Origin of the sequence: Roseovarius sp., assembly GCF_018066915.1 — a bacterium.
Classification (GTDB): domain Bacteria; phylum Pseudomonadota; class Alphaproteobacteria; order Rhodobacterales; family Rhodobacteraceae; genus Roseovarius.
In genome coordinates this window covers 1-25,857 of sequence record NZ_JAGPVV010000091.1, presented here as the reverse complement: position 1 = coordinate 25,857, position 25,857 = coordinate 1, and the positions used below count along the sequence as shown (strand labels likewise).

At 62.0% G+C, this 25,857-nt stretch carries 23 protein-coding genes; 5 read left to right on the top strand and 18 right to left on the bottom strand.

Annotated features, from left to right (window positions below):
- Position 1: 1 nt before the first annotated feature.
- Genes KBT70_RS05260 through KBT70_RS05230 form a run of 7 tightly spaced genes read right to left on the bottom strand, consistent with a single transcriptional unit; the run spans position 2 to position 6,124 of the window.
- Positions 2–844: a CheR family methyltransferase gene (locus tag KBT70_RS05260; protein ID WP_296629477.1), complete on the bottom strand. Its 843-nt coding sequence runs from the start codon at positions 842–844 to the stop codon at positions 2–4.
- Positions 841–1,392: a chemotaxis protein CheW gene (locus KBT70_RS05255; RefSeq protein WP_296629476.1), complete on the bottom strand. Its 552-nt coding sequence runs from the start codon at positions 1,390–1,392 to the stop codon at positions 841–843. Before KBT70_RS05255 ends, KBT70_RS05260 begins: the two co-directional genes overlap by 4 nt.
- Positions 1,364–3,022, bottom strand: coding sequence for a methyl-accepting chemotaxis protein (locus KBT70_RS05250; RefSeq protein ID WP_296629475.1), 1,659 nt, complete (start codon positions 3,020–3,022; stop codon positions 1,364–1,366). The genes KBT70_RS05255 and KBT70_RS05250 overlap by 29 nt, the downstream gene beginning before the upstream one ends.
- Positions 3,023–3,040: 18 nt before the next feature.
- Entirely contained in the window at positions 3,041–3,523 is a 483-nt protein-coding gene (locus KBT70_RS05245) for a chemotaxis protein CheW (RefSeq protein ID WP_296629474.1), read from the bottom strand.
- On the bottom strand, positions 3,520–5,445 hold the full coding sequence (locus KBT70_RS05240) for a chemotaxis protein CheA (protein WP_296629473.1): 1,926 nt from the start codon (positions 5,443–5,445) through the stop codon (positions 3,520–3,522). The genes KBT70_RS05245 and KBT70_RS05240 overlap by 4 nt, the downstream gene beginning before the upstream one ends.
- Positions 5,442–5,804, bottom strand: coding sequence for a response regulator (locus tag KBT70_RS05235; RefSeq protein ID WP_037271168.1), 363 nt, complete (start codon positions 5,802–5,804; stop codon positions 5,442–5,444). The genes KBT70_RS05240 and KBT70_RS05235 overlap by 4 nt, the downstream gene beginning before the upstream one ends.
- Positions 5,801–6,124 carry an STAS domain-containing protein gene (locus KBT70_RS05230; protein WP_296629472.1) on the bottom strand — a complete coding sequence of 108 codons (324 nt, stop codon included), beginning with the start codon at positions 6,122–6,124 and terminating at the stop codon, positions 5,801–5,803. Before KBT70_RS05230 ends, KBT70_RS05235 begins: the two co-directional genes overlap by 4 nt.
- Positions 6,125–6,670: 546 nt before the next feature.
- Here KBT70_RS05230 and KBT70_RS05225 point away from each other — a divergent pair.
- Complete coding sequence (locus KBT70_RS05225) at positions 6,671–8,365, top strand: methyl-accepting chemotaxis protein (RefSeq protein ID WP_296629471.1); 1,695 nt, start codon at positions 6,671–6,673, stop codon at positions 8,363–8,365.
- Between the two features lie 49 nt (positions 8,366–8,414).
- Here the strand turns inward: KBT70_RS05225 and KBT70_RS05220 are convergent, their stop codons facing one another.
- Both KBT70_RS05220 and KBT70_RS05215 read right to left on the bottom strand, forming a co-directional pair.
- Positions 8,415–9,653, bottom strand: coding sequence for a saccharopine dehydrogenase family protein (locus KBT70_RS05220; RefSeq protein ID WP_296629470.1), 1,239 nt, complete (start codon positions 9,651–9,653; stop codon positions 8,415–8,417).
- A 73-nt stretch (positions 9,654–9,726) separates the two neighbouring features.
- A complete protein-coding gene (locus tag KBT70_RS05215; protein ID WP_296629469.1) occupies positions 9,727–10,821 on the bottom strand; it encodes a carboxynorspermidine decarboxylase in 1,095 nt (364 codons plus the stop codon).
- 153 nt (positions 10,822–10,974) lie between these two features.
- Between KBT70_RS05215 and lexA the strand changes: the two genes are divergently transcribed.
- A complete protein-coding gene (gene lexA / locus KBT70_RS05210; RefSeq protein WP_296629468.1) occupies positions 10,975–11,676 on the top strand; it encodes a transcriptional repressor LexA in 702 nt (233 codons plus the stop codon).
- Here lexA and KBT70_RS05205 read toward each other — a convergent pair.
- Positions 11,670–13,700: a ComEC/Rec2 family competence protein gene (locus tag KBT70_RS05205; protein WP_296629467.1), complete on the bottom strand. Its 2,031-nt coding sequence runs from the start codon at positions 13,698–13,700 to the stop codon at positions 11,670–11,672. The genes lexA and KBT70_RS05205 overlap by 7 nt on opposite strands.
- An 80-nt stretch (positions 13,701–13,780) precedes the next feature.
- Here KBT70_RS05205 and gltX point away from each other — a divergent pair, with 80 nt between their 5' ends.
- From gltX to KBT70_RS05190, 3 genes are all read left to right on the top strand, one after another.
- The gene (gene gltX, locus KBT70_RS05200) at positions 13,781–15,193 is read left to right on the top strand and encodes a glutamate--tRNA ligase (RefSeq protein ID WP_296629466.1); all 1,413 of its coding nucleotides are present in this window, start codon (positions 13,781–13,783) and stop codon (positions 15,191–15,193) included.
- 76 nt (positions 15,194–15,269) lie between these two features.
- Positions 15,270–16,565 (top strand): citrate synthase, encoded by a 1,296-nt coding sequence (gene gltA, locus KBT70_RS05195; protein ID WP_296629465.1) that lies wholly within the window; start codon positions 15,270–15,272, stop codon positions 16,563–16,565.
- Positions 16,566–16,809: 244 nt separating this feature from the next.
- A complete protein-coding gene (locus KBT70_RS05190) occupies positions 16,810–19,056 on the top strand; it encodes a calcium-binding protein (protein WP_296629464.1) in 2,247 nt (748 codons plus the stop codon).
- Positions 19,057–19,067: 11 nt separating this feature from the next.
- On the opposite strand, the gene KBT70_RS05185 is transcribed toward KBT70_RS05190, so the two are convergent.
- The 8 genes from KBT70_RS05185 to KBT70_RS05150 form a co-directional block, all read right to left on the bottom strand.
- Positions 19,068–19,847: an enoyl-CoA hydratase-related protein gene (locus KBT70_RS05185; protein ID WP_296629463.1), complete on the bottom strand. Its 780-nt coding sequence runs from the start codon at positions 19,845–19,847 to the stop codon at positions 19,068–19,070.
- A gap of 72 nt (positions 19,848–19,919) precedes the next feature.
- Positions 19,920–20,372, bottom strand: coding sequence for a cytochrome c-type biogenesis protein (locus KBT70_RS05180; RefSeq protein ID WP_296629462.1), 453 nt, complete (start codon positions 20,370–20,372; stop codon positions 19,920–19,922).
- Positions 20,369–22,333: a heme lyase CcmF/NrfE family subunit gene (locus KBT70_RS05175; RefSeq protein ID WP_296629461.1), complete on the bottom strand. Its 1,965-nt coding sequence runs from the start codon at positions 22,331–22,333 to the stop codon at positions 20,369–20,371. The genes KBT70_RS05180 and KBT70_RS05175 overlap by 4 nt, the downstream gene beginning before the upstream one ends.
- Before the next feature lie 75 nt (positions 22,334–22,408).
- Positions 22,409–22,975, bottom strand: a complete 567-nt coding sequence (locus KBT70_RS05170) for a holin family protein (RefSeq protein ID WP_296629460.1) — start codon at positions 22,973–22,975, stop codon at positions 22,409–22,411.
- Complete coding sequence (locus tag KBT70_RS05165) at positions 22,969–23,577, bottom strand: holin-associated N-acetylmuramidase (protein WP_296629459.1); 609 nt, start codon at positions 23,575–23,577, stop codon at positions 22,969–22,971. Before KBT70_RS05165 ends, KBT70_RS05170 begins: the two co-directional genes overlap by 7 nt.
- A 141-nt stretch (positions 23,578–23,718) precedes the next feature.
- Positions 23,719–24,165 (bottom strand): cytochrome c maturation protein CcmE, encoded by a 447-nt coding sequence (gene ccmE / locus KBT70_RS05160; protein WP_296629458.1) that lies wholly within the window; start codon positions 24,163–24,165, stop codon positions 23,719–23,721.
- A gap of 11 nt (positions 24,166–24,176) precedes the next feature.
- Positions 24,177–25,205, bottom strand: a complete 1,029-nt coding sequence (gene argC / locus KBT70_RS05155) for an N-acetyl-gamma-glutamyl-phosphate reductase (RefSeq protein WP_296629457.1) — start codon at positions 25,203–25,205, stop codon at positions 24,177–24,179.
- 81 nt (positions 25,206–25,286) lie between these two features.
- Positions 25,287–25,857: aspartate/glutamate racemase family protein (locus KBT70_RS05150; RefSeq protein WP_296629456.1), on the bottom strand; the 571-nt coding region annotated here is incomplete at its 5' end.

The window sequence follows — 25,857 nt, the reverse complement described above, 5'->3', positions numbered from 1 at the left end:
TCTACTCTTTTTGAAACACAGCCGTGGCAAGCTGTCTGAGGTTGGGCTGTTTCACGGTCATGGATTCCGAATGTCCAACCACAAGATAGCCATGGGGGGTGAGGTGACGCGCGAGGCGGGCAATGACCCGCGCCTGATCTTCGGGTTCAAAGTAGATGAGCACGTTGCGCAAGAAGATGATGTCAACGTCCTCGTCCACCGGATAACTGTCGTCCATCAGATTGAGGTGGGAAAAGTTTGTCTTGCTCCGGAGAGCAGGCACGATCCGTGCCATCCCGCGCATGTCCTCGCTGCGACCTTGCATCGTGTAGCGTGCGCGCAGGGCGGAGGGCACCGGAGAGAGGGCCGCAGTTGTATAGATCGCGCGTTTGGCGGCCTCGACCATGCGGGTGGAAATATCGGTGCCGAGGATGGCGTATTGAAACCCCGCCCCGTTGCGCACCGCCTCTTCCAGCAGCATCGCCGCCGTATAGGCCTCGGACCCGTCCGAACAGGCCGCACTCCAGAACTTGATATCGACAGGCCGGTTGAGGCGCTGTTTGCGCTGGATGATCTGGGGCAGCATCTCGCTCATGAGACATTGGAAATGGGCGGGTTCCCGGAAAAAATCGGTCTTGTTGGTGGTGATGAGGTCAATCACCTCATCGCGTTCCGCGCCAAACCCGCCGTCCTCAAAGAGATGACGGAAATAATCCTCGAGCGAGGGAAAACCCAGGGTCTGCACCCGGCGGCGCAGGCGGCTTTCGATCATCACCTTCTTGCCTGAAGGCAGTTTGATCCCGGTCTCGCGGGAAATCACCTCGGCAAATTGGTCATGATAGGATTTGGCGCGGGAGAGGTTCATGTCAGGGCAAACTCCGCCGTGGTCTCGATGGGACGTTGGGTGACGAATTCGGGCGTTTTGCGCCGCGCCCCTTCGCCAAAGAGTTTTTCGAGATTGAGGATACAGACGAAATCGCCGTTGCGGCGGCCAATGCCGGTCAGCACGCTTTCATCCCATGTGGTGATCCCTGCGTCGGCGGGGGATTTGACCCCGCCTTCGTCGAGATCCGTCACCTCGATCACGCGGTCGGTTTTCAGACCTACGGTAGACCTGTGCGGGCCGTTCACGAGGCTCAGGATGAGAATGCGCGTCTCGGAGGTGTCCTTGGTCGGTCCACGCGACAAAAGCTCTGAAAGGTCAGTGACGGCGATGCTCTCGCCGCGCACGTCAATGAGACCCAAGAGTTCTGCGGGGCTGTTGGGCAGCGCCGCAATCGGCTGGGTGTCGAGGATCTGCTGGACCCGGTTCACGGGTACAGCAAAGAGCGAGCCGCTCGATTGAAAGGTGACGACTTGGGTGTTCTCGTTCATTGTCCCGCCCTCACGCCGCGTCGCGCGATGCAAAGCCATGGTCGAGATCATCCTTGTTCGCCCCAAGGCTGAAGGTGAACCCACCGGCATTTCGCCCGGTCTTGCCTGCGGTCGGCTTGACCGAACGCACGGCGGCACGGGCCGGGGCGGATTTCTCCTGAGGCTGAGCGGCCCCTTTGTCGGCCAGAACAAAGTAGGACACCGCGTCTTGCAACTGCTCGGATTGGCTCGAAAGCTCTTCGGCTGTGGCCGAGAGTTCTTCGGCTGCCGAGGTGTTCTCTTGCGTCACCTTGTCGAGTTGCTGGATGGCCAGATTGACCTGCGTGGCACCGGCGGACAGCTCTTGGGACGCGGCAGAGATTTCGCTGACAAGGGCCGATGTGCGCTCGATATCAGGCACGAGACCCTGCAGCATGGTGCCTGCGGTTTCCGCCGAACGGACCGTGGCGGCAGAGAGGGCAGAGATTTCCGCTGCGGCGGTCTGGCTGCGTTCGGCCAGCTTGCGCACCTCTGCGGCAACCACGGCAAAGCCGCGCCCATGCTCGCCTGCGCGCGCGGCCTCGACCGCGGCGTTGAGGGCCAAGAGGTCGGTCTGGCGGGCAATCTCCTGCACGACCATGATGCGATTGGCGATATCCTGCATGGCGGTGACGGCTTCGGCCACGGCCTTGCCGCTCTCGCGGGCATCCTGCGCGGATTTGATGGCCATGCGCTCGGTTTCGGCGGCGTTCTCGGCGCTCTGCTTGATATTGGCCGACATCTGTTCGACCGAGGACGACGCTTCTTCGGTGGACGACGCCTGTTCGGTGGCCCCTTGCGACAATTCCTCAGATGTGGCGGCCATTTGCTGACTGCCCGAGGCGACATTGCGGATGGCTGACGAGACATCGCCCACGACATCGCGCAGCTTGAGAACCATCGCGTTGACCGCTTGCAAGAGATCGCTGATCTCGTCATTGCCGCGAACGGCGGCAGTTTCGGTCAGGTCGCCAGAGGCAACCCGGCCAGTGATGGCAATCGCGCTCGACAGACCCTTGGAAATCGAGAATGTGACCCAAGCGGCGGCACCAATACCGATGACAGCGGCGGCTGACATGAGAACCACCAGCAGGTTGCGGGAATTCGTATACTGCACATCGGCATCCGCGAGCATTTCGGTCATCATCGTTTCGTTGATACCGATGATTTCATTCAGCGTATCGCGCATCGCGCGCGCACTCGGCGCACCCTCGGTCTGAAGATATCGAAACGCCTCAAGCTGTTGGTTCATGTCCTTCATCGACATGGCCTTGGCATTGATCGTCAAAAGATCCTGCTCAATCCGGCTATACTCTGCCAAGAGCGTCTGCCCCTCAGGGGTGGCAATGGACAGAAGGCGGTCAAACGCCTCTTTTTTCGCGTCCAGCCCCTCTTCAATCTCTTTCTGAATCTCACGTTTGGTCACGACATTCTCGGCCAGCAGATAACTCCGGGTGTCACGTTGAAACCGGGCCTGCGCCGAAATCAGTTTCTCCGACATGTGAACCCGCTCGCCCGCCTCGTTCGCGATGACGTCGAGGTTATGATTGAACTCCGCCATATCCTTCAGCGCCAGGATCATGGCAAATCCCGCCATGCCCAGAACCAACACGAAGGTTGCGGCCAGTTTCGCTTTGATGGTCAGTCTCATGATATGATTACCTTTTACTCAGAGAGCGTTGGCTGTCGCGATATGCGCAGCAAAGATGGTGTTGAGGTCGGGCAGGATGGTGATGCCCTCGTGCCCCTGAATGAGGCCCCGAACATAGTCGGCGGGCCAGATCGTGCCTGCGGGCGGCAAGGGTTCGATACGATCACAGTCGACCGTCACCACTTCGAGAACCTCGTCGGCGGTGATGCCCACGGTGATCTGTTCGTTCTCGATCGGGATTTGCAGAACCAGAATGCGCGTGTCCTCATCGACTGGCAGCTTGGGAATGCTGAAGATCACGCGCAGATCAGCGAGCGGCACAACCCCGCCGCGCACATTGATGACGCCTTGCGCAAAGGCACCGCCATGGGGCACGCGGGTCACGGGGATGGGCGCAAGGATTTCCAGAACCGCGCTGGTTTCAATGGCGAAAATCCGTTCGCCAAGGCGCAGGGCAACCACCGTGAGGGTCTTGCCCGATCCGTTGAGGTCTTTGGTCATGCTGCTTTCTCGATTTTTCTGAGGTCCGTCCGGGCCAGTTCGACAAGATTGCCGACTTCCAGCACGAGCGCGACCGAGCCGTCGCCAAGGATGGTGGCACCCGAGATGGATTTGACGCCCGCGTGCAGGCGCGACATCTGTTTGACGACGGTCTGGTTGGTGCCAAGGATACGGTCGACCACAAGCCCAACGCGCATACTGGAGGCAGAGACCACAATCACATTCTGAAGCGTGTTGCGTTCCTCGGCGCAGTCCAGAAGCGTTCTGAGCCGCAGGAACGGCACCAGAGCGTTGCGGATTTGCAGAAAGCTCGAGGTTGTATCGGCCCCGGCATCACTGGCGGGCAGCTCCACAATCTCTTGCACCGCCGCCATCGGGATGATGTAGCGATCCCCGCCGACCTCGACCAAAAGCCCGTCGATGATCGACAGCGTGAGCGGCAGGCGCAGCGTGAAGGTCGTGCCGTGCCCCGGCTCGGACGCGATCACGATGCGTCCCCTCAGGCCTTCGACCGTGCGCTTGACCACATCCATGCCCACACCGCGCCCCGAAAGCTCTGTGACCTTGGCGGCAGTGGAGAATCCCGGCTCGAGGATGAGCGCGAACAGTTCGGCCTCGGATGGGGTGGCCTCGGGGGACAAAAGACCCTGTTCGATGGCGCGCGCGCGCAGCTTGCTGCGGTCGAGACCGCGGCCATTGTCCTTGACCGAGATCACCACCTCGGCCCCGAGATGCTCGGCGCTGAGTTCGATGGTGCCGCGATCCGGTTTGCCTGCGGCGGCGCGAGCCTCGTCTGTCTCGAGCCCGTGATCAATCGCGTTGCGGATGATATGGACAAGCGGATCGCCCAGACGTTCGATCACGGTTTTATCAAGCTCGGTATCCGCCCCCGTGACGACAAAGTTGACGCTCTTGCCCAAGCCTTCGGAGAGGTCATGCACAAGGCGGCGAAACCGGCCGATGATCGAGCTGATGGGCACCATGCGGATGCTCATCGTGGTGTCGCGCATCCGTGAGGCGAGGCGCTGAATGTCCTCGACGGCGGCCATCATGGAGGGGTCTTTGCTGGTGTTGGCCAAGGCGCAGAGGCGGGCCTCGGCGATGACCAACTCGCCCACCTGATCCATCAACTCGTCCAGACGCTCGGCCGGCACGCGCATGGTCGCACTTTGCTGGGCGGGCTGCGGCCCGGTCCCAGCGGATTCGGCAAGGGGCAAGGGAGAGGCGGGGGCCTCTGGCGCGGGGGCGGCAAGGTTGACGAGGTTGAACTCCATGTTGCCCTCGTGGAACATGAAGACCGCCTTGATGTCATCCTCACGGGCCGATGCGGGCAGGTCCGTGGACCATCCCAACAGACAGGCCTGCGTCTCGATCTGGTCGAGGGGCGCAATGCGGCTCAGATCGGCCACAAGGTTGAACGCCCCAAGCCCGCGCAATTCATCCAAGAGCGCCTCGGGACGCGCGCCAAGGGCAAGGGCATCCGAGGCCAGCCGAAAGCAGAGCCGCCAGCCTGCGTCAGAGGCAGAAACGGGTGTCTCCACCGGAGCCTGACCGGGGCTGACAGCCTGTTCCAGATCATCGAGGATCGCCTGACGTGCCGGGGTCATTGCGGCGTCGCCCGCGAGAAACCCCTTGATTTCGTCGGCGGCGCGCAGCGCCACGCGAATGAGCGATGCGCTGACCTTGATCTGCCCGGACCGGATTTTCTCGAACGCAGTCTCGAATTTGTGGATGAAGGCCGCGAGTTCGGTGAATCCGAACATCGCGCCCGAGCCTTTGATCGTGTGCAGATCGCGAAAGGCCGCGTTGACCAGATCGAGGTTGTTCGGGTCCGCTTGCAGCTTCAAGAGACCCTGTTCGAGGCTTTCGAGAAGTTCGCTGGCCTCTTCGAGAAAGACCGCAGCAATGTCATTGTCCATCATCCCAGAACCTTCTGAATGACGCTGAGAAGTTGCGCCTGTGAAAAGGGTTTGACCATCCAGCCAAGGGCACCGACCGAGCGCGCCTCTTGCTTGAGCGCATCCGCCGAGTCGGTGGACAGAAAGATCACCGGAATACCCTGACTGCTTGGATGGGCGCGAAAGGCGCGGATAAAGCCCAGACCATCCAAATTCGGCATGTTCTGATCGGTCAGAACCGCGTCGATCTTGAGTGTGGTGGCCTTTTCCAAGGCGTCCCGCCCATCCACGGCCTCGATCACATTATAGCCCGCCCCGCGCAGGGTCAGGCCAACCATTTGCCGGATGGACGGGGAATCGTCGACTGCCAGAACCGTTTTCATGCAGCCACCTGCAGGGTTTGAACGCCCGTGATCCCGACGAGAACGCCCGTCTCGACAACGGCCAGCGGCAAGAGCGCAAGACGCTCAAACGCGGTTTCCAGAACGCCGCCCGAGGGCATATCAACGGCAAGCTTGTGGCCTGTGCCCTGCGCCGTCGCGAACGCGGACACCAGGATCTGAATGCTGGCGGCATCAATGCTGACGAGTTTCTTGGTGCAAAGGCTGACATCGCCCGCGGTCAGGGCGGTGTTCAATTGCCGGGCAAGATCATCCGCCGAGGCGATCTTCAAATCCCCGGTCAGAGGCAGTTTCTTGGTCATGGGGTCCATGGTCCGTACTTGGGGACAGATCTGAAAAGGCCCGCTCGGTGATCTTTTCAAATATGTCGGCTGCAACATGTGTCTTCGCGTTCAACGGTTGCGCCTTGGCATTGTTTACAAACGCCAAAGGCCAGTTTTGGCCCACGAAAGATCACGCCTCAGCGCAAAAGATGGCAGCGCTATCTATCGCGGCTGGTCAGTAACGGTTGCGGCCCCTGCGCCCCCAATTCTGGGCGAAAATCCGGGGTTTTGCGCCATTCGCCCCGCCTGTCGGCGTTCCGTCTACCCATGAGGATAGATAACCCCCCGCGTTCACATGCCGTTCACATCCTTGAGGAGCGCCTCATCCCATCCCAGCCATGGATGATCACCCGTGACGAAACGCACCAAAGCAGACCTAGGGCCAAACACCTGCCGCAACCCCACCGCCGAGCGATCGGAAAGCCCTCTGTGTGTCGCCAGTTTGCCTGGTTCCCGTGTTCTCACACTCTTTAATTTTTCCGCGTCCGGCACCGATTGCGACGCGACTTGACCAAAGGACCAACTATGAGACTGAGTATTAAAGCCAAACTGGCCGGAACCTATATCTTTATCTTTGCCTTGTTCGGCGCCTCGGTTGTCATGGCCCTGAGAGACCTCAGGGCGGCAGATGCCGAGCTTCAGGACATCATGCGTCTGGAAGTCGCAGAGCTTGGCGTCATCAACGAGATGTTCGAGGCAAAACTCATGGTTCTGACCGGTGTCGCCTCTTATCTTATCGGCCTGCCCGATGCGCCCGCCGATCACCTCGACAAGATGAAAGCGGGCGTTGTGGCGCAGGCTTCTATCGTTGATGAAAAGATTATCGAATTGCGCGGCATGGCGAAAAACCCCAAACTGGTGGCCGAGTTGGCGGCCTTTGAAGACCTGCACAAACGCGCCTTTGCCATGAATACCCGCGTGATCGCACTCGAATCCGCAGGCAATGGCGATGCGGCCAATACGCTCTTTCACACCGACCTGATGGACATGGGTGTCGAGATCCGCGCCTCGCTCAAACAGATGCGCGAGACGATCATCGGCAACCTTAGTAAGCGCGCCGCAGAGGCCACGGTCGCCTATGAAACGGCCAAGTTCAATCTGGTGCTGATGTTGGTTCTCTCTTTGCTGGTCGGTCTTGCCGCGGCAACCGTGATCACGCTCTCGATCGCGAAACGGGTAGCAAAGGCCGCCGAACTGGCCCACGGCATTTCCAAAGGCGATTTGCGTCATACGCTCGAGGTGCGCGGGCGCGATGAGGTGTCGACCTTGCAGGCGTCGATCAACGACATGGTTCTGCGTCTGCGCGATATCGTGGCTGATGTGAGCAACTCGGTGCGCAACGTGTCATCTGGCGCGGCGCAACTGGCGGAAACCTCGGAGGAACTGGCGCGCGGGGCGTCCGATCAGGCGGCGGCGACAGAAGAGGCCTCTTCCGCCGTGGAACAGATGACCGCGAATATCAAGCAAAGCGCCGAGAATTCGCAAATCACCGAAGGGATCGCGACCAAATCCGCCGAGGATGCCCGCACCAGTGGCCGCGCCGTGGCCGATGCGGTCAGCGCTATGCAGACGATTGCGGACCGCATCATGGTGGTTCAGGAAATCGCGCGGCAAACCGATCTCTTGGCGCTGAATGCCGCCGTCGAAGCCGCGCGCGCGGGCGAGCATGGGCGCGGCTTTGCCGTGGTCGCCGCCGAGGTGCGCAAGCTGGCGGAACGCAGCCAGACTGCTGCCGCCGAGATCTCCTCTCTCTCCGCGACCACCGTGAATACGGCTTTCGGGGCCGGAACGATGCTGGCAGAACTGGTGCCCAATATCGAACGCACCTCGGGGCTGGTGACGGAAATCAGCGATGCCTCGCGCGAGCTTTCGAGCGGCTCGTCGCAGATCGCCCTGTCCATTCAGCAGCTTGACCTTGTGACCCAGACCAATAACGCCGCGTCGGAGGAATTGTCGAGCAGCGCAACCCAGCTTGCCAGCCTCGCCGAGGAGCTGACCGTCACTGTGGGCTTCTTCAAGGTGGCGGATCAACCTGCGGCAGTCACGCGGCGCGAGAGCCCAAGTGCTGTGTCTAGCTCCGTGATCCCGCTCAAGCGCGGCAAGGCCCCTGCGCGGTCGAAAAAGGCCAGCGGCGTAAAGTCGGACAGTGGTTTCGAGTTTGACCTCGGCGCTATGGGCGACGATCTGGATGCACGGTTTGGCCACAAGGAAAGCGCCTGACCAACGGATCGGGGCAGGTCGGCACACCCGCCTGCCCCGATTTTTCAGATCAGTCGTTCCACGCCTTGTCCACGCCGTTGAAAAGAACGCGGGTGGGCAGGCCCAGACGATCAAGGACCGTGAAATACGGCTTGGGGTCCAATTCCTCGACATTGCGCATTGCGCCCACGTCCCAATCCCCCTGCGCGATCAGGAGGGCTGCGGCGACAGGTGGCACGCCAGCGGTATAGGAAATCCCCTGGCTGCCCACCTCTTCAAAGGCCTCTTTGTGATCGGCCACGTTGTAGACAAACACCTCGACCGGCGCGCCGTCCTTGGTGCCCTTGACCAGATCCCCGATACAGGTTTTGCCGGTGTAGTTCGGGGCCAGTGATGCCGGATCAGGCAGCACCGCCTTGACGAGTTTGAGCGGCACCACTTCCAGCCCCTCGGCGGTTGTGACAGGATGCTCTGACAGCAAGCCAAGGTTCTGGAGCACCGTAAAGACATTGATGTAATGCTCGCCAAAGCCCATCCAGAACCGCACATCGGCATCCGGATAGTTAACGGCCAGCGAATGCACCTCGTCATGGCCCGAGAGATAGGCGCGGCAGGTGCCAACGACCGGCAGGTCCCAATCGCGCCCCACCTCGAACATCTTGTTCTCTTGCCAGGCACCATTCTGCCAAGAGTAAACGGTGCCGGTGAACTCGCGGAAGTTGATTTCAGGGTCGAAATTGGTCGCGAAATAGCGCCCGTGTGAGCCTGCGTTGATATCCACGATGTCGATGGACGTGACCTTGTCCATGTATTCATCCGCCGCAAACCGGGCAAAGGCATTGACCACGCCGGGATCAAATCCGATGCCGAGAATGGCGGTCACGCCGTTTTGCGCGCAGAGGTCGCGCTTTTTCCATTCGTAATTGCCATACCACGGCGGCGTTTCGCAAATCTTGGCCGGGTCTTCGTGAATGGCGGTGTCGATATAGGCGGCGCCTGTCTCGATACAGGCGTCGAGCACCGACATGTTCACGAAGGGCGAGCCGACGTTGATGACAATCTGCGCGCCTGTCTCGCGGATGAGCGCGGCCACGGCGGCGCTGTTCATGGCGTCAATCGCATGGCTGGCAAAGGTGCCCGGCACCTTCATCGCGGATTTCTCTTGCACCGAGGCGATGATCGCATCGCATTTTGCCTGCGTGCGCGAGGCGATGTGCAGATCGCCCAGAATATCGTTGTTCTGGGCGCATTTATGGGCGACGACCTGCGCCACGCCACCGGCACCGATGATGAGCACGTTACGTTTCACTTCTGCTGTCTCCTTTTCTTGCAGGACAGGGGAAGGAGGGCGATCAGCCCCAGGGAAAGAGTGTGGGTGGTCCTCATGAGAGCGAGGCAGCATAGTCCTCGAAGGTAAAGCTGCGGATCAGATCGACGGTCCCATCGGGGCGCCTGATGGCAATGGCGGGCATGTTTACGCCATTGAACCAGTTCTTCTTGACCATCGTGTAACCGGCGGCATCGCCGATTGAAATGCGGTCGCCCACGGTCAGGGGTGCCGCAAAACGCGCCTCGCCGAAAATATCGCCCGCAAGACAGGACTTGCCACAGATTTGATAGGCATGGGCCCCCTCTTGGGGCAGCTTGGCACTCTCGCGGTAGATCAAGAGGTCGAGCATATGCGCCTCGGTGCTGGAATCGACGATGGCCAATTCCTTGCCGTTGTCGAGAATGTCGAGCACCGTCACCTCGAGCGTGGTCGACCCGGTGATCGCCGCTTCGCCCGGTTCCAGATAGACCTGCACGCCGAACCGCTCGGCAAAGCCTTTGAGCCGCGCGGCCAGTTCTTCGAGCGGATAGTCGTCGCCGGTGAAATGGATGCCACCCCCGAGCGAGACCCATTGCAGCCGCTCCAGCACCGGCGCGAATTCCGCCTCGATGCGGGCAAGCTGCTGGTCAAAAAGGTCGAAATCGCGGTTCTCGCAATTGTAATGGATCATCACCCCGGAAATACGGTCGATCACGCCAAGGATCTTGTCCACTTCCCATTCGCCCAAGCGCGAAAAGGGCCGCGCGGGATCGGCGAGATCGAAACTCGACGTTGAGAACCGCGGGTTGAGGCGCAGGCCGCGTTCTATCCCGGCAGACTGGTTGTCATAGCGCTGCAACTGTCCCACGGTGTTGAAAATGATCTTGTCGGCATAGGACACCGCCTCGTCAATCTCGGCATCGGACCACGCGACGGAATAGGCGTGGGTTTCTTTGCCGAATTTTTCGCGCCCCAAACGCAACTCGAAAAGCGAGGAGGACGTGGTGCCATCCATATAGGGCCGCATGGTCGGGAAGGCGGACCATGTGGCAAAGCATTTCAACGCCAAAAGCGCCTTGGCCCCCGAGAGCGCGCGCAACCGCTCGATCTTGTGCATGTTCTGCAAGAGACGCTCTTCGTCGATCAGATAATAGGGTGTCGGGATCATCTGGCCCCCCTTTGCTGGCATAGGGTCAAGCGGTTTGGCGCAGCGCATACCCCCCCCTGCCCCGCGATGCAATGGCAGAGCGGCCACGCCGATTGACACAAAACGGGAACATGTGTAGAACAAAAGCAATTGACCGGTGAGAGGACGCAGCCCATGCTGACCAAGAAACAACTCGATTTGCTGGAGTTTATCCAAAAGCGTGTGCAGCGGGACGGTGTTCCGCCCAGTTTTGACGAAATGAAAGAAGCGCTCGATCTGCGGTCGAAATCCGGTATTCACCGCCTGATCACGGCGCTGGAGGAACGCGGCTTTATCCGGCGTCTGGCGCACCGCGCGCGGGCGCTGGAAATCGTGCGTCTGCCCGAGAGCCTTGGGGGCGAGGCGCGCCACAGCTTTACCCCCCGCGTGATCGACGGCGACCGGCCCGATACCCCCCGCCCTGCCAATGCCCAGCCAGTCGAGGTGACGCATGCCTTTGAGGTGCCGCTGATGGGACGCATCGCCGCCGGTGTGCCGATCGAGGCGATTGCCCATGTGCAGCACAATGTTTCGGTGCCCAGTTCCATGATCCGGGGGGCGGCCAATCACTATGCGCTCGAGGTGCGTGGCGACTCGATGATCGAGGCCGGCATCAATGATGGCGATGTGGTGATCATCCGCGAAACTTCGGTGGCGGATAATGGCGATATCGTCGTGGCTCTGATCGAGGATCAGGAGGCGACGCTCAAACGCTTTTACCGCCGGGGCAATGCCATCGCGCTCGAGGCCGCGAACCCGGCCTATGAAACGCGGCTCTTCCCCGAGGATCAGGTGCGCGTTCAAGGACGGCTGGTGGGCTTGATCCGCAGCTACTGAGAATTCCAGAGCCGCGCGCCGCTCAGGTCGCGCGCGGTCACAAGGCGCAGGTCCGGCCCATCAGCAAGAAGCGCCAGTGAGCCTGTGGCGCGCAGCGTGTCGGGCGTAATGATCTGACAGTCACGGCCCTGCGCCGGGGGCTGCTCTGGCGCGACACTCAGGACGACAAGTTTGGCCCCGTCGCAAATGACCGGCATCGCAGCGGCAGCCTTGCCCGCCACAACCCTGATCCCATGACCCACGGCCAAATCCTCGGACCAGCGGGCAAAGGCCACCTCGCGACCCGCATCATCGCCGTCATTCTCGAGCCAGTTGTCGGCCACGAAACCACCGCCCGATGGTTTGTTGAGCGCGCGCCCCGCCTCGGTCATGATCCCGATCAGGGTGCCCGTATCGGATATGATCATCACCGGCCGCTCGCCCCCCCCCCAGAGCAGGACACCCAAGGTCATTGGCAGGATACCCAGAGCCCGTGTGCGCCCCTGCCAGAGCACGACAAAGAGCGCCCCAAGCGCCAAGAGCGGCAGCACATGAGGGCCGGGGGCCACCACCGGCACGCGCGCGCCCTCCAACGCCGCAACCCACTCTGCCACCGTCAGAATCCAGCGCAGGCCAAGTTCCATCAGGCGCAGCGCGATCCAGTCGAGCCCCAGCGGCAACAAAAGCGTGGCCATGACCGCCGCAGGCATCACCAGCACCCCCATCAAGGGCACGCTCACCAGATTGGCCAAGAGGCCGAATTGCGAGTACTGGTTGAAATGCGCGGCGGCCACCGGCGCTGTCGCCGCCCCCGCCACCGCAGAAGAAATCACCACCGCCAGCACTGGGCGCAGCCAGCGGGGTCCGCGCGCGAGCCCCGCATCCCGCATCCAGCCAAAGACTGCAACCAGCCCCACTGTCGCGGCAAAGGACATCTGAAAGCCTGGACCAAGCAGCGCCTCGGGATGCAGGGCCAGCACAAGGATGGCCGCCACTGCCACCGCGCGCAGGCTGAAGGCGCGGCGTTCCAGCATCACCGCGCCCAGCATCACCGCCACCATGACAAAGGCGCGCTCGGTCGCGACATTGCCGCCCGAGAGGCCCAGATACCCTGCCCCGGCCAAGAGCGCCAAAGCCGCCGAAAGCTTCTTGGCCGGCAGGCGCAGGCCAAGGCGCGGTACCGCGGCAAAGCCCAAACGGGAGGCAGCGAAAACGAACCCCGCCAAGAGCCCCATGTGCAGCCCCGAAATCGCCAAGAGATGCGCGAGGTTGGAAATGCGCATCGCTTCAAGTGTTGCAAGGCTCAGCCCCGCGCGGTCGCCGGTCATGATCGCGGCGGCAAAGGCACCCGTTTGCCCCGGCAGGCGGCTCTGCACATGCTGCGACAAGGCCATGCGCGCCCGGAAGAGCGCTTGGCCCCCCGGCGAGGCCTCTAGCCGCAGAACCGGTGTGCGGGTGTAACCCACAGCACCGATCCCCAGAAACCACGCATGGCGCTGGAAATCAAAGCCCCCCGGCTCGACCGGGCCACCCGCCGGGCCGAGATGCGCCGTCAGGATCACGCGTTGACCGGCCTGCGGTGTGAAATGGCTCTGATCACCGTGCAGGGACACCCGCACAGCGTGTGGCGTGCGCGCGGGGTCAGTGCGTTCCAGAACCACGCGGTCGAGCGTCAGGCGCAGCGCATCCGAGGCCGAGCGGTCGATGCCCACGATCCGCCCCTCGACCGGGCCATAATAGCGCCAGCCCAGCACCGGCCCCGCCACCACATGCGCGCGCAGGCCCGCAAGGGCAAAGCCCGCCAGCCCCAATGCGAGCGCCCAGAGAAGCGGACCGGACCATTCCCGCCCGCGTGTCGCCATCAGCGCCAGCACCAGAGCGCCCGCGCCGCAGCCCCAGAGAACCGCCTCGGATGGCTCTTGCCGCAGCGCGAAATAGGCCCCCACGCCACAGGCCAGAACCACCGGCACCCAAGGGAAAAGCGTGCCGCGCTGCGCCAGCCAGATCGCCTCAATCCGGTGGCAGATCGGGTGCCAGATGCCCAAGGCTTGTTTCCCCCATGACGGGCCGATAGACAGGCGACAACGCTAGCCGCATCATCGTTACCGAAAGGTTAATCCGCCCCATGTCGCAACAGGTCGTGACCCGCTTTGCCCCCTCGCCCACCGGATATCTGCATATCGGGGGGGCGCGCACGGCGCTGTTCAACTGGCTCTTTGCGCGCGGGCGCGGCGGCAAGTTCCTGTTGCGCATCGAGGATACCGACCGGGCGCGCTCGACCCCCGAAGCGACCCAAGCGATTCTGGATGGGCTGGCGTGGCTTGGCCTTGACCACGACGGCGACGCGATCAGCCAATTTGAGCGCGCCGACCGTCACGCCGAGGTGGCACGCAAATTGCTGGCGGAAGGCATGGCCTATAAATGCTTTGCAACCCAGGATGAGATCGAGACCTTCCGCGAGTCTGCCCGCGCCGAAGGACGCTCGACCCTCTATCAAAGCCCCTGGCGCGACGCGACACCTGATCAGCACCCCGAAGGCGTGCCCTATGTGATCCGAATCAAGGCCCCCCGCGACGGCGTGACCGTGATCCGCGACGAGGTGCAGGGCGATGTGACCATCCGCAACGATCAGCTTGACGATATGGTTCTGCTGCGCGGCGATGGCACGCCGGTCTATATGCTGGCGGTGGCGGTCGATGATCACGACATGGGTGTGACCCATGTCATTCGGGGCGACGATCACCTCAACAACGCCGCGCGACAGATGATGATCTATCAGGCGATGGGCTGGCCCCTGCCGGTTTACGCCCATATTCCGCTCATTCACGGCCCCGATGGCAAGAAACTGAGCAAGCGCCACGGCGCGCTCGGCGTCGAGGAATATCAGAAGATGGGCTATCCGGCGGCGGGGATACGCAACTATCTGGCGCGCCTTGGCTGGAGCCATGGCGATGCCGAATTCTTCGACGATGCGCAGGCGCAGGCCTGGTTCGAGCTCAAGGGAATCGGCAAATCCCCGGCGCGTCTGGACTTCAAGAAACTCGAGAATCTCTGCGGTCAGCATATCGCTGCGGCGGATGATGCTGCGCTGCTGCATGAATTGTGCGATTTTCTGGCGGTGACGGGGCAACCCGCACTGGATGACGAGAAATTGACGCTGTTTGCGCGCGGCATGTACTGTCTCAAGGAACGCGCCAAGACCTTTCCGGAACTTCTTGATAAGGCGGCATTTATCCTAGCATCGCGGCCAATTCGGCCCGAAGACAAGGCCGCCGAGCAGCTTGATACAGTATCCCGTGGTATACTGAAAGAATTGACGCCGCAGTTGCAAACTGCTACGTGGACGCGTGAGGCTATCGAGGGTCTGGCGACCCAATTCGCCGAAGACCATGGAATGAAATTCGGCAAGCTGGCAGGCCCCCTCCGGGCGGCACTGGCGGGCCGCAGTGCGACACCAAGTGTGTTCGACATGATGCTGGTCCTGGGGCGGGACGAAACCATCGCCCGGTTGACCGATGCGGCCTGCGGGGGGGATTAATCCCTTGGCAAGGCACTACGTTTATTCAGCTCGATGCGCGCATGGCGCAAGCGGGCGCTGAGAGGGAGGACCCCTGATGTCAGAAGTCAAAAGAGTGGCAAAGCTGGAAATCGACGGCAAGACCTATGAATTGCCGATGCACTCGCCTACGGCGGGCCCGGATGTGATCGACATCCGCAAGCTCTATGCCGACGCGGGCGTCTTCACCTACGACCCCGGCTATACGTCGACGGCAAGCTGTGACAGCACCATCACCTTTATCGACGGTGACAAGGGTGAGTTGCTGCATCGCGGCTATCCGATCGACCAGTTGGCCGAGAAATCGCATTACCTCGAAGTGTGCTACCTGCTGCTCTACGGCGAGTTGCCGAGCCCCGCACAGCTCGAGGATTTCGAGAGCCGTGTGACCAATCACACGATGATCCACGAACAGATGCATTTCCTCTTCCGCGGCTTTCGCCGGGATGCGCATCCGATGGCGATCATGGTGGGCGTGGTGGGCGCGCTCAGCGCCTTTTATCACGACAGCACCGATATCACCGACCCCTGGCAGCGCGAAGTGGCCTCGATCCGGCTGATTGCCAAGATGCCGACCATTGCGGCGATGGCCTTCAAATACACCATCGGCCAGCCGTTCGAATATCCGCGCAACGAACTCGACTATGCGTCGAATTTCCTGCGCATGTGCTTTGCCGTGCCGGCCGAGAATTACGTGGTCAATCCGATCCTCAGCCGGGCGATGGACCGCATTTTCACGCTCCATGCCGATCACGAGCAGAACGCCTCGACCTCGACCGTGCGTCTGGCCTCGTCTTCGGGTGCCAACCCGTTTGCTTGCGTCGCGGCGGGCATTGCCTGTCTCTGGGGTCCGGCGCATGGTGGTGCCAATCAGGCCTGTCTCGAGATGTTGCAGGAAATCGGCACGCCGGACCGTATCCCGGAATTTATCGCCCGCGCCAAGGACAAGGACGATCCGTTCCGCCTGATGGGTTTTGGCCACCGGGTCTACAAGAATTTCGACCCGCGCGCCAAGGTGATGAAGCAATCCGCCGATGAGGTTCTGGAACTCTTGGGTGTCGAGAACAACCCGACGCTTCAGGTTGCCAAGGAGTTGGAGCGTCAGGCTCTGGCTGATCCCTACTTTGCGGATAAAAAGCTCTTCCCGAATGTCGATTTCTACTCGGGCATCATCCTGGAGGCGATGGGGTTCCCGACCTCGATGTTCACGCCGATTTTCGCGGTCAGCCGCACGATTGGCTGGATTTCCCAGTGGAAGGAAATGATTGCCGATCCGCAGCTCAAGATTGGCCGTCCGCGCCAGCTCTACAAGGGGGCGACGTTGCGCGATTACGTGGACATCGAAAAGCGCTGAGCCCATAGGGCTTGCACTACCACAGAGCCCCGACCCTCAAGGTCGGGGCTTTTGCGTCCGCCTCTGACGTCGTCACGACACAATCCTGCGCGTTTCAAGGGATTGTTTCGCGGGCACTTCGGACCATCTCTGCCAAGGATTTTATCCTTGATTTTCAGTAGCATTGCCGCCTAGCTGAGGGCGTGTAGGACAAGATTCGCACGCCTTTTTTCGAGTGGTCTTTGGTCTGGGGGGACCGTGATTTATGGGTGGTTTACTTTTACTGGGCCTTTTGGCCAGTGTCGGTCTGGCAGCGTTTGTGATCGACGATTCTGGCAGCGACGATGCTGATGACAATGATGCGAACGAAACAACCGGCGATGATTCCATTGACGGCACATCGGGCGCGGACAACATCGAGGCCCGCGCTGGCGACGATATCGTGTCGGTGGGCGGGGGAAATGACCTCGTTCAGGGTGGCGCTGGAACCGATCTCATTCTTGGCGGCAATGGTGCCGATACACTCTCGGGTGACGGCGGCGACGATGCTCTGATCGGCGGCGGCGGAAACGACCTTCTTGACGGCGGCACAGGCGATGACGTGCTTATTGGCATCGACCGCGGCCTGAACAGTCAGACCACCGGCCAACTGAGCGACTTGCTGCAACGCGGTCTGATCGGTGATGCCTCGCTCCCTGATGAAGGCGAGGATGGGCACGGGGCCGATACCCTGCTTGGCGGCGACGGAGAGGATGCGCTCTTCCTCGGGGGCGGCGATGTTGGCACCGGTGGCGCAGCAGAAGACAACTTCATCATCGGGGACTGGATCGAGGCTGGAAGCGTGACCACAATCACCGACTATGACCCAGCCGCTGATTTTGTGGAATACAGCTATGTCAGCACGGGAACGGTGCCCCAAGTCAGCGTGACACAGGATGAAGACGGCAACGCCTTGCTGAGTGTCGATGGCGTGGTGGTCGCGCTTGTCTCTGGTGCAGGCGCGACTTTGACCGCTTCGGCGGTGACTCTCGTCGAGAGAGCAGGCGACGACAGCACCGACACTGGCCCCAATATCATCACCGGCACAACCGGGGCCGATCTCATCAACGGGCGGGACGTGGGCGATGAAATCTCTGCCCAAGACGGCAACGATGTGATCGCCGCTGCGGGCGGGCGGGACGTGGTCTTTGCCGGGGACGGAAATGATATCGTTTCCGGTGGCAATGCCGCGGACGTCCTCTGGGGCGGTGTCGGCAATGACGTGGTCATTGGCGGTGCGGGCGGCGATTCCCTTCAGGGCAATTCCGGTGATGACCTGATTCTCGGGCTCGACATTCCCCTTGGGTCCGGCAGCGCCGCAGACCTCGCGGCTCTCAACCTCGACCCCGCAACACCCTTGAGCATCCTTGACAGTCTCGCACGATCCCCGGCTGACGAGCTGAGCGGCGATGACACGCTCTTGGGCGGTAGCGGCAACGACGTGCTCGTGATCGGCGGCGACGATACCGCGACCGGCGGGTCTGGGGATGATCGCTTCTGGCTTGGGGAATGGGTGAGCGGCGTGAACACGGCCACGATCACGGATTATGATCCGGCTGCGGATCAGATCGTCTATTACCACAGCCCCGTGGCTCTCGGGGAAGCGGCCCCTGTGATCACCCTGTCCACCAACGCCGCAGGCGACGCGATCATTCTTGCGGATGGCGTGGCCGTGGCCGAGGTGACGGGTGCGGGCAGCACCTTGACCGCAGCCGAAATTGTGGTTGTGGAACGCGCGACCGCTCTCAATGAAATCACCGGTAGCGCGGCCAACGATCTGATCACCGGGCGCTCGATCGGGGATGAAATCAGCGCATTGGACGGCAATGACGTGGTCGGCGCGCGCGGTGGCGATGATCAGGTGTTCGGCGGCGGCGGCAACGATGTTATCGACGGCGGCAGCGGCTCTGACGATCTTCAGGGCGAAGCAGGCGATGACGTGTTGATCGGTGGTGCCTTACGCGATGTCCTGTTCGGCAGTTCGGGCAATGATCTGGTGCTCGGCATTGATATTGACATCGGGTCTGGCAGCGCCGCCGATATCGCGGCGCAAGGTCTCGACCCCGCCGCGCCGCGCGCGCTGCTCGATGACTTTGCGCGCAGCCCGGCCGACGAGACAAGCGGCGATGACAGCCTCTTTGGCGGCAGCGAGAACGACGTGCTCGTCATCGGTGGGGATGATACCGCAACGGGCGGTGTCGGGGCCGATCAATTCTGGCTTGGCGAATGGGGTCGCGGTGCCGATGTTGCCACGATCACCGATTTCAACCGGGTCGACGATCAGATCGCCTATGTCTATACGGCCGCCAGCCCCGAGGCGGCACCGCCGGTCATCACCCTCACGACCAGCGCCGCCGGGGATGTCACCGTTCTTGCGGATGGGGTCGCTGTGGCCCGCGTGATCGGCGCAGGCACCACGCTGACCGCCGCCGATGTCGCGCTCATTGCGCGCGCACCGGCCGCCGCCGCGTAACCGTCACAGTCTCAGCGCCCCTCGAAACTCGGGGGGCGTTTTTCAAGGAAGGCCACCACGCCTTCCTTGAAGTCACGGCTTTGCCCACATTCCCCTTGCAGCCGGGCCTCAAGATCCAACTGGCCTTCAAGCGTATTGTCCCAACTGCCCCGGATCGCCTGTTTGATCGCGCCATAGGTCTGGGTCGGCCCCTTGGCCAATTGCGCGGCCCGCGCCCGCCAATGGGCGTCAAAGCCGTCGTCGGCCACCGCCTCCCAGATCATGCCCCAATCGCTGGCCTGCCGGGCGGAAATCGGCTCTGCAAAGAGCGCCGCGCCCATTGCCTTGGCCATGCCCATCTGACGCGGCAGCGCATAGGTGCCGCCCGCATCGGGAATGAGGCCGATCCGGGCAAAGGCCTGAAGGAAATAAGCGCTCTCGCTCGCGATCACCACATCCGCCGACAGCGCCAGATTGGCCCCTGCCCCCGCCGCAGGCCCGTTGACGGCGCTGATGGTGGGCACCGGGCAATCGGTGATGGCGCGCAGCATCGGCACGTATTCCTCGCGCAGCACCCGTTCGAGATCGAGCGTCGTGGCATTGCCCCCGTCGCTCAGGTCTTGCCCCGAGCAGAACGCGCGCCCACGCCCTGTCAGCACGACAACCCGCGCCGCGCGCCCCGCATGGATCATCGCATCGGTGATTTCGGCCCGCATCTGGGTGTTGAGCGCGTTCATCTTGTCGGCGCGGTTGAGGCAGAGGAGCGCCACGCCGTCGCTGATTTCGAGCGTGATGGTTTGATAATCTTTCACGGATTCGGGCCTTTCGGTCTGGTTTTCGGCATCAAACCCCAGACCATCCTCCGCGCCAAGCGAAACCGCGCGTCAGTCTTTCAGGATTTCGCGCAGGCGGTGTTCCTCGGCCTCGCTCAGCCGCGCCACCTCGGTTTCAGGCGAACGTGCCCGCCCCCGCAAATAGACAGCGCCAATCAGAATACCCGCCCCTAGCATGAGCGGACCCGCCCACCACAAGAGGATATTGGCCCCGCCCGAACGCGGCTTGAGCAGGACATATTCGCCATAGCGCGCGACGATGAAATCGACCGCCTCTTCGTTGCTGTCCCCCGCCACCAGACGCTCGCGCACCAAGAGACGCAGATCGCGCGCCAGTTCGGCGTTGGAATCGTCGATGCTCTCATTGCGGCAGACAAGGCAACGCAGGCCCGAGGAAATATCCCGCGCCCGCGCCTCGAGCGCCGGATCATCAAGGATTTCATCAGGCTGCACGGCAAAAACCGGTGCCGCAATGACGCAGAGCGCAAGGATCAGGCGTTTCATTCCGCAGGCACCCCTTGGGGCAGCTTGCGCGCCCCGGCCGCAACCCGGTAACGCCGGTCACTGAGAGACAGGAACCCGCCGAGCGCCATCAGGATAGAGCCACCCCAGATCCAATTGGCCAGCGGTTTATAATAACTGCGCACCGCCCAGCCCCCGCCGATCTGCGGATCGCCGATCACGACATAGATGTCGCGCAGAAACCCGTTATCGAGCGCCGCCTCGGTCGTGGGCATTTGCGCCACGGGATATTCCCGCTTTTCCGGCTGCATCTTGGCGATTTCACGCCCGTCCTGGGACAGGGTAAAGGTCGCCATGGTGGCAAGGTAATTCGGCCCTTGCTCGTCATGCACCTCGTCGAGTTGCAGGGTATAGCCCGCAATTTCGAATTGCTCGCCCACCTGCAAGACGCGGATGTCTTCTTGTTGCCAGGCCATCATCGCGGCAATCCCGGCCATGGTCACACCCAGACCGCCATGCGCCACCGCCTTGCCCCAGTCGGCACGCGGCAATCGGGTAAGACGTGCAAGCCGCCCCGCCCCGCGCCCCGTGCGCGTCCAGATATCGACCATCGCGCCGCCAATCAGCCACGCCGCCAGAAAGAGCCCCATGGGACCAAGCGCCGAGCGCCCGGTCTGCATTGCCCAAGCCAGCGCCCCAACCGCCACAGCCAGCGCAAAGACAGGCGCCAATTGCCGAATGACCCGACCCAAGGTGGCCCGCTTCCACGGCAGCATGGCACCCACCGGCAGGATAAGGCCAAGCGCCACCATGAAAGGGGTAAAGGCCGCGTTGAAAAACGGCTCGCCCACCGACAGTTTGCGGTCAAACAGCATTTCGGCAATCAGCGGCCAGATGGTGCCGATAAAGACCACGAAACAGGCCACGGCCAGCAGGAGGTTGTTGAGCACCAACACGGATTCGCGGCTGACAAGGCTGAACACCCCCTTGGCCTGCATCACACCTGCCCGCGCCGCAAAGAGCGTGAGCGCGCCCGCCATGAACACCGCCAGAATGGCCAACAGAAAGACACCGCGTTCGGGGTCCGTGGCAAAGGCATGCACCGAGGTCAGAACGCCAGAGCGGGTGATAAAGGCACCGACCATGGAGAAGCCGAACGCGATGATCGCCAAGAGGATGGTCCAGCTTTTCAGGCTCTCGCGCTTTTCCACGACGATGGCAGAATGGAGCAGGGCGGCCGCAATGAGCCACGGCATGAAGGATGCGTTTTCCACCGGGTCCCAGAACCAGAACCCACCCCAGCCCAATTCGTAGTAGGCCCACCAAGACCCAAGACCGATGCCGATGGTCAGGAATATCCACGCCGCCAGCGTATAGGGCCGCACCCACCGCCCCCAAGCGGCGTCGACACGCCCCTCGATCAACGCCGCCACGGCAAAGGAGAAGGTCATCGAAAGACCGACATAGCCGAGATAGAGGAAGGGCGGATGAAAGGCCAAACCGGGGTCTTGCAAGAGCGGGTTGAGGTCCTGCCCGTTGAAGGGCGGCACCGCCATGCGCAGGAACGGGTTGGAGGTGAGCAGGATAAAGAGGAAAAACGCCACGCCGACCATGGCCTGAACACTCAGCACCCGTGCCCGCAGAGACGGCGGCAGATTGGAGCCGAACCACGCCACCGCCGCGCCAAAGAGCGTGACAATCAGCACCCACAAGAGCATCGAGCCTTCGTGATTACCCCAGACGCCCGTCACCTTGTAGAGCATCGGCTTGTCCGTGTGGCTGTTGAGCACCACCAGACGCAGCGAGAAATCCGAGGTGACAAAGGCATATGTCAGCGCGGCAAAGGCCACAGCCGTCAGCAAGAACTGGATCGTAGCCGCAGGTTCGGCCATGGCCATCCAGCCCGGCCAGCGTTTATAGGCGCCAATCAGCGGGACGGTGGCCTGAACACAGGCCACCAGGAAGGCGAGGATGAGGGCGAAGTGACCGAGTTCTATAATCATGCCCTGAGTATAGGGCAGGACATGGCCCCGGCCAATCGCAAACGGCGCAGGACTTGGATCACATTGTCGCGGGTCTCAGCCCTGCCGCCGCCACTCTGACAGCGCGGGATTATCGGTCGGGGTCAGCGCGCTCAGCGCGACCTGCGCATCATTGCTGCTATCGGCCACTCCGGGGCTGGTGGGACGCAAGCTGCGCAAGCTCTGGATGCTCTGCGCCACCTGCGGCGCGCGGGCGATGGTGCTGGCAATCGAGCGTTGGAAATCCTGCCCCTTGGCCTGATAGCGCGCGCCGAAATAGAAACTGACAATCGCCCCCAAGAGCCACCAGAGCGGTTCAGGCACAAGCGCCAGCCCCGCCATCCGCTCGCCAAACCACAGGGGATCAACCATCGCCGCTACAAAAAGGCCGATTGTTCCAAGCGCCATCGCCGGGCGCGGGATGCGGTTCAGCCCGTCGATGATCCGGTCAAACTTCCCGCGCCCTTCTAGCCGAAACTCGCCCGCCATCTGCTCCAAGGCCGCGCGCTGCGTCTCGACGCTGCGTTGATCGGCGGCCTCGGCGTTGACGCGAAACACCTCGGCGGTTTCGCGCACCACATTGGCACCGCTGCCAAAGAGCGCCCGTAGAATATCCATCACCATGCGCTGATCCTCGCGTTGAACTGGGTCTCACTGAGATGAAAGCGCGGCGAGATGAACTCTTCCGCGCGTTTGATCCAGCCGCCCTTGCCGCCCGCGCGACTGCGGGCGAATTTGCGGCTGGCGGGGCGGGCATCGGCGAGGCTCAGGTAATAATTGCGCCGCGCAATGCCATAGGCATCGGCGATATGATCCGGCGCGGCCTTGGCTGCCACCACTGCCGCCGCCACGGTTTGCGGCCCGATGAGGCCATCCACCGCAATCTCTTGCCCCATCTCGCGCAAGAGCCGTTGCAGGATCTTGACCGCATTGGCCCCGGCATTGACATACATGTCGAACACGCTGGCGTGCAGGCTATCTGGCAGGCGCGCGATGCCGGGGCGCTGATAATAGTGGTCGATAAAGAGCGTCACCGCCTGATCGCGCGTGAGCGCCCGCACATCCAGCGCATCCACCACCCCATCCCGCGTGAGATCCAACCCCAGACGCCGCATGGTGTGGATTGTCACGCCAAAATTGGTGGCCCCGCCCGGATCGTCCGGGTCGTCGACATAGCCGCCCTCACGCGCGACGATCTCTTGCGCTATCTGCTCAACAGTTTGCATCCGCTGGCCCGCCTTCTCTCGTGAAACACGAGCCTCAGCATCAGGACCAAGCGTTAACGCAGCCTTGTCAGAACGCGCGCACCCCGGCCATTCCTGACCGGGGCGTAAATTTTGGAAAAATACTCAAATCGAGTGGTCGCCTTAGCTGCCGTTCGGGTCCTTGTAGACGCCCTGCGCCTTGAGCGCGTCAACCACTTCCTTGGGCATATAGCTCTCGTCATGTTTGGCGAGGATTTCGGAGGCGACAAAGACGCCGTCGCGATAGCTGCCGGTGCCGACCATGCCCTGATTTTCCTCAAAGAGATCGGGCAGCACGCCCTTGTAGGTCACTTGCACCACGCCATTACCATCGGTGACGTTGAAGCGGATGGTCTCGCTCTCGCCGCGTTTGAGACTGCCCTCTTCCACCAGCCCGCCGATGCGGAACACTTCGGTGGGGCTGGGCGGTTCCGCCAGCACTTGGGTTGGCGAGCGAAAGAAATTGATCCCGTCGCGCATGCCATATCCGATCAGCGCGGTGGCCATCACAAGTGCCACGGCGGCAATCGCGATGACCTGCACTCGGCGCTTTTTCTTGAGCGATTTCATCGGTGTCACCCTTACGGAAAGACCGGGGCCAGCATCAGCCCCGCGGTCTCAGATTCAGATAACATGAGATTGGCGTTTTGCAACGCCTGCCCGCTGCTACCTTTTGTCAGATTATCAAGGGCCGCCACGACGATTGTGCGGCCGGCACGCCGGTCCGCCACCACGCCGATATGGCAGAAATTACTGCCCCGAATGTGGCGCGTGCTGGGGGTCTCGCCCATCGGCAAAACCACAATGAACGGCTCGTCCGCATAAGCCGCCGCCAGCGTCGCGTGAATTTGAGCCGCCTCGCCCCGGACATAGCCGGTGGCGAGAATTCCGCGATTGGCGGGGATAAGATGCGGGGTGAATTGGATTTCGACAGGGCGCCCGGCAAGGGCGGAAAACTCCTGGTCGAACTCGCCCAAGTGCCGATGCGTGCCGCCGACCGAATAGGCGTGATAGCCCTCGCTCAGCTCTGCATGCAGCAGATTTTCCTTGAGACTGCGCCCCGCCCCCGACACGCCGCATTTGAGGTCGAGGATGATCTCGTCCAGATCAATCACCCCGGCAGAAATCAGCGGGCGCAGGATATATTGCCCCGTCGCAGCATTACAGCCGGTGCCCGCCACCAGACGCGCGGCGCGAATATCCTCGCGGTAGAATTCGGTCAGGCCATAGACCGCCTCTTTCTGCACCTCGGGGGCGGCATGGGGATTGCCATACCATTTCTGGTAGGCGGCCGGATCACGCAGCCGGAAATCCGCCGACAGGTCCACGATCTTGAGGTCGCGCGGCAGCGCTGCGATCACCTCTTGACTGGTCTTGTGCGGCAGCGCGCAGAAACAGAGGTCAATTCCAGAGAAATCAATCTCTTCGATGGTGACAAGATCGGGCAAATCGAGGTGCCGCAAATGCGGAAACACCTGCCCCATGCTCTGCCCCGCCTTGGAATTGGCGGCGAGTGCGGTGATCTGCATGGCCGGATGAGTGGCGATCAGCCGGACAAGCTCGGCCCCGGTATAGCCCGAGGCCCCCAGAATGGCGATTTTATGGGTCATCGTGACCTCACTTTCAGATGCGATTAGGATAGTTGGATTTCCCTGCTGCCGCAATGCAGCGCAGGGGTCATGACCTGTTCCTCAGGCCGCAGAGAATTTGATTTCTCGTCGCAAGAATTGCGTGGCACGCGAGGAGACGCGTTTGGGATCACCGGTGGTCAGAAACGCAGCCTCGGTGCCCGGCCCGATCTTGTCCGGGTGCCGCCCGAGATAATCGGCAAGGCTCGACGCCACCAGATTGGGCTGCGAATAGACCGCCACATCGGGGCCAAGCGCATCCTGAAATACCTCTTGCACCAGCGGATAATGGGTGCACCCCAGCACTGCCGCCTCGGGATGCGGCATCTTGCGCTTGAGCGCGTCAACATGGCTGCGTACCAAGGCCTCGGCCAAGATCATATCACCATCCTCAATGGCATCGACCACGCCGCCACAGGCCTGCGCCTCGACATCGACGCCAATCGCGCGAAACGCCAATTCGCGTTGAAACGCCCGGCTGCGCACGGTCGCGGGTGTGGCAAAGAGCGCAACGTTCTTGACCGCCACCTCGCGGGGCGGGGAATTGTCGCCCCATTGCCGCTCGGTCAGCGCCTCGATCAGCGGCACAAAAACGCCCAGCACCCGCTTGTCACGCGGCACCCAGGATTCCTGC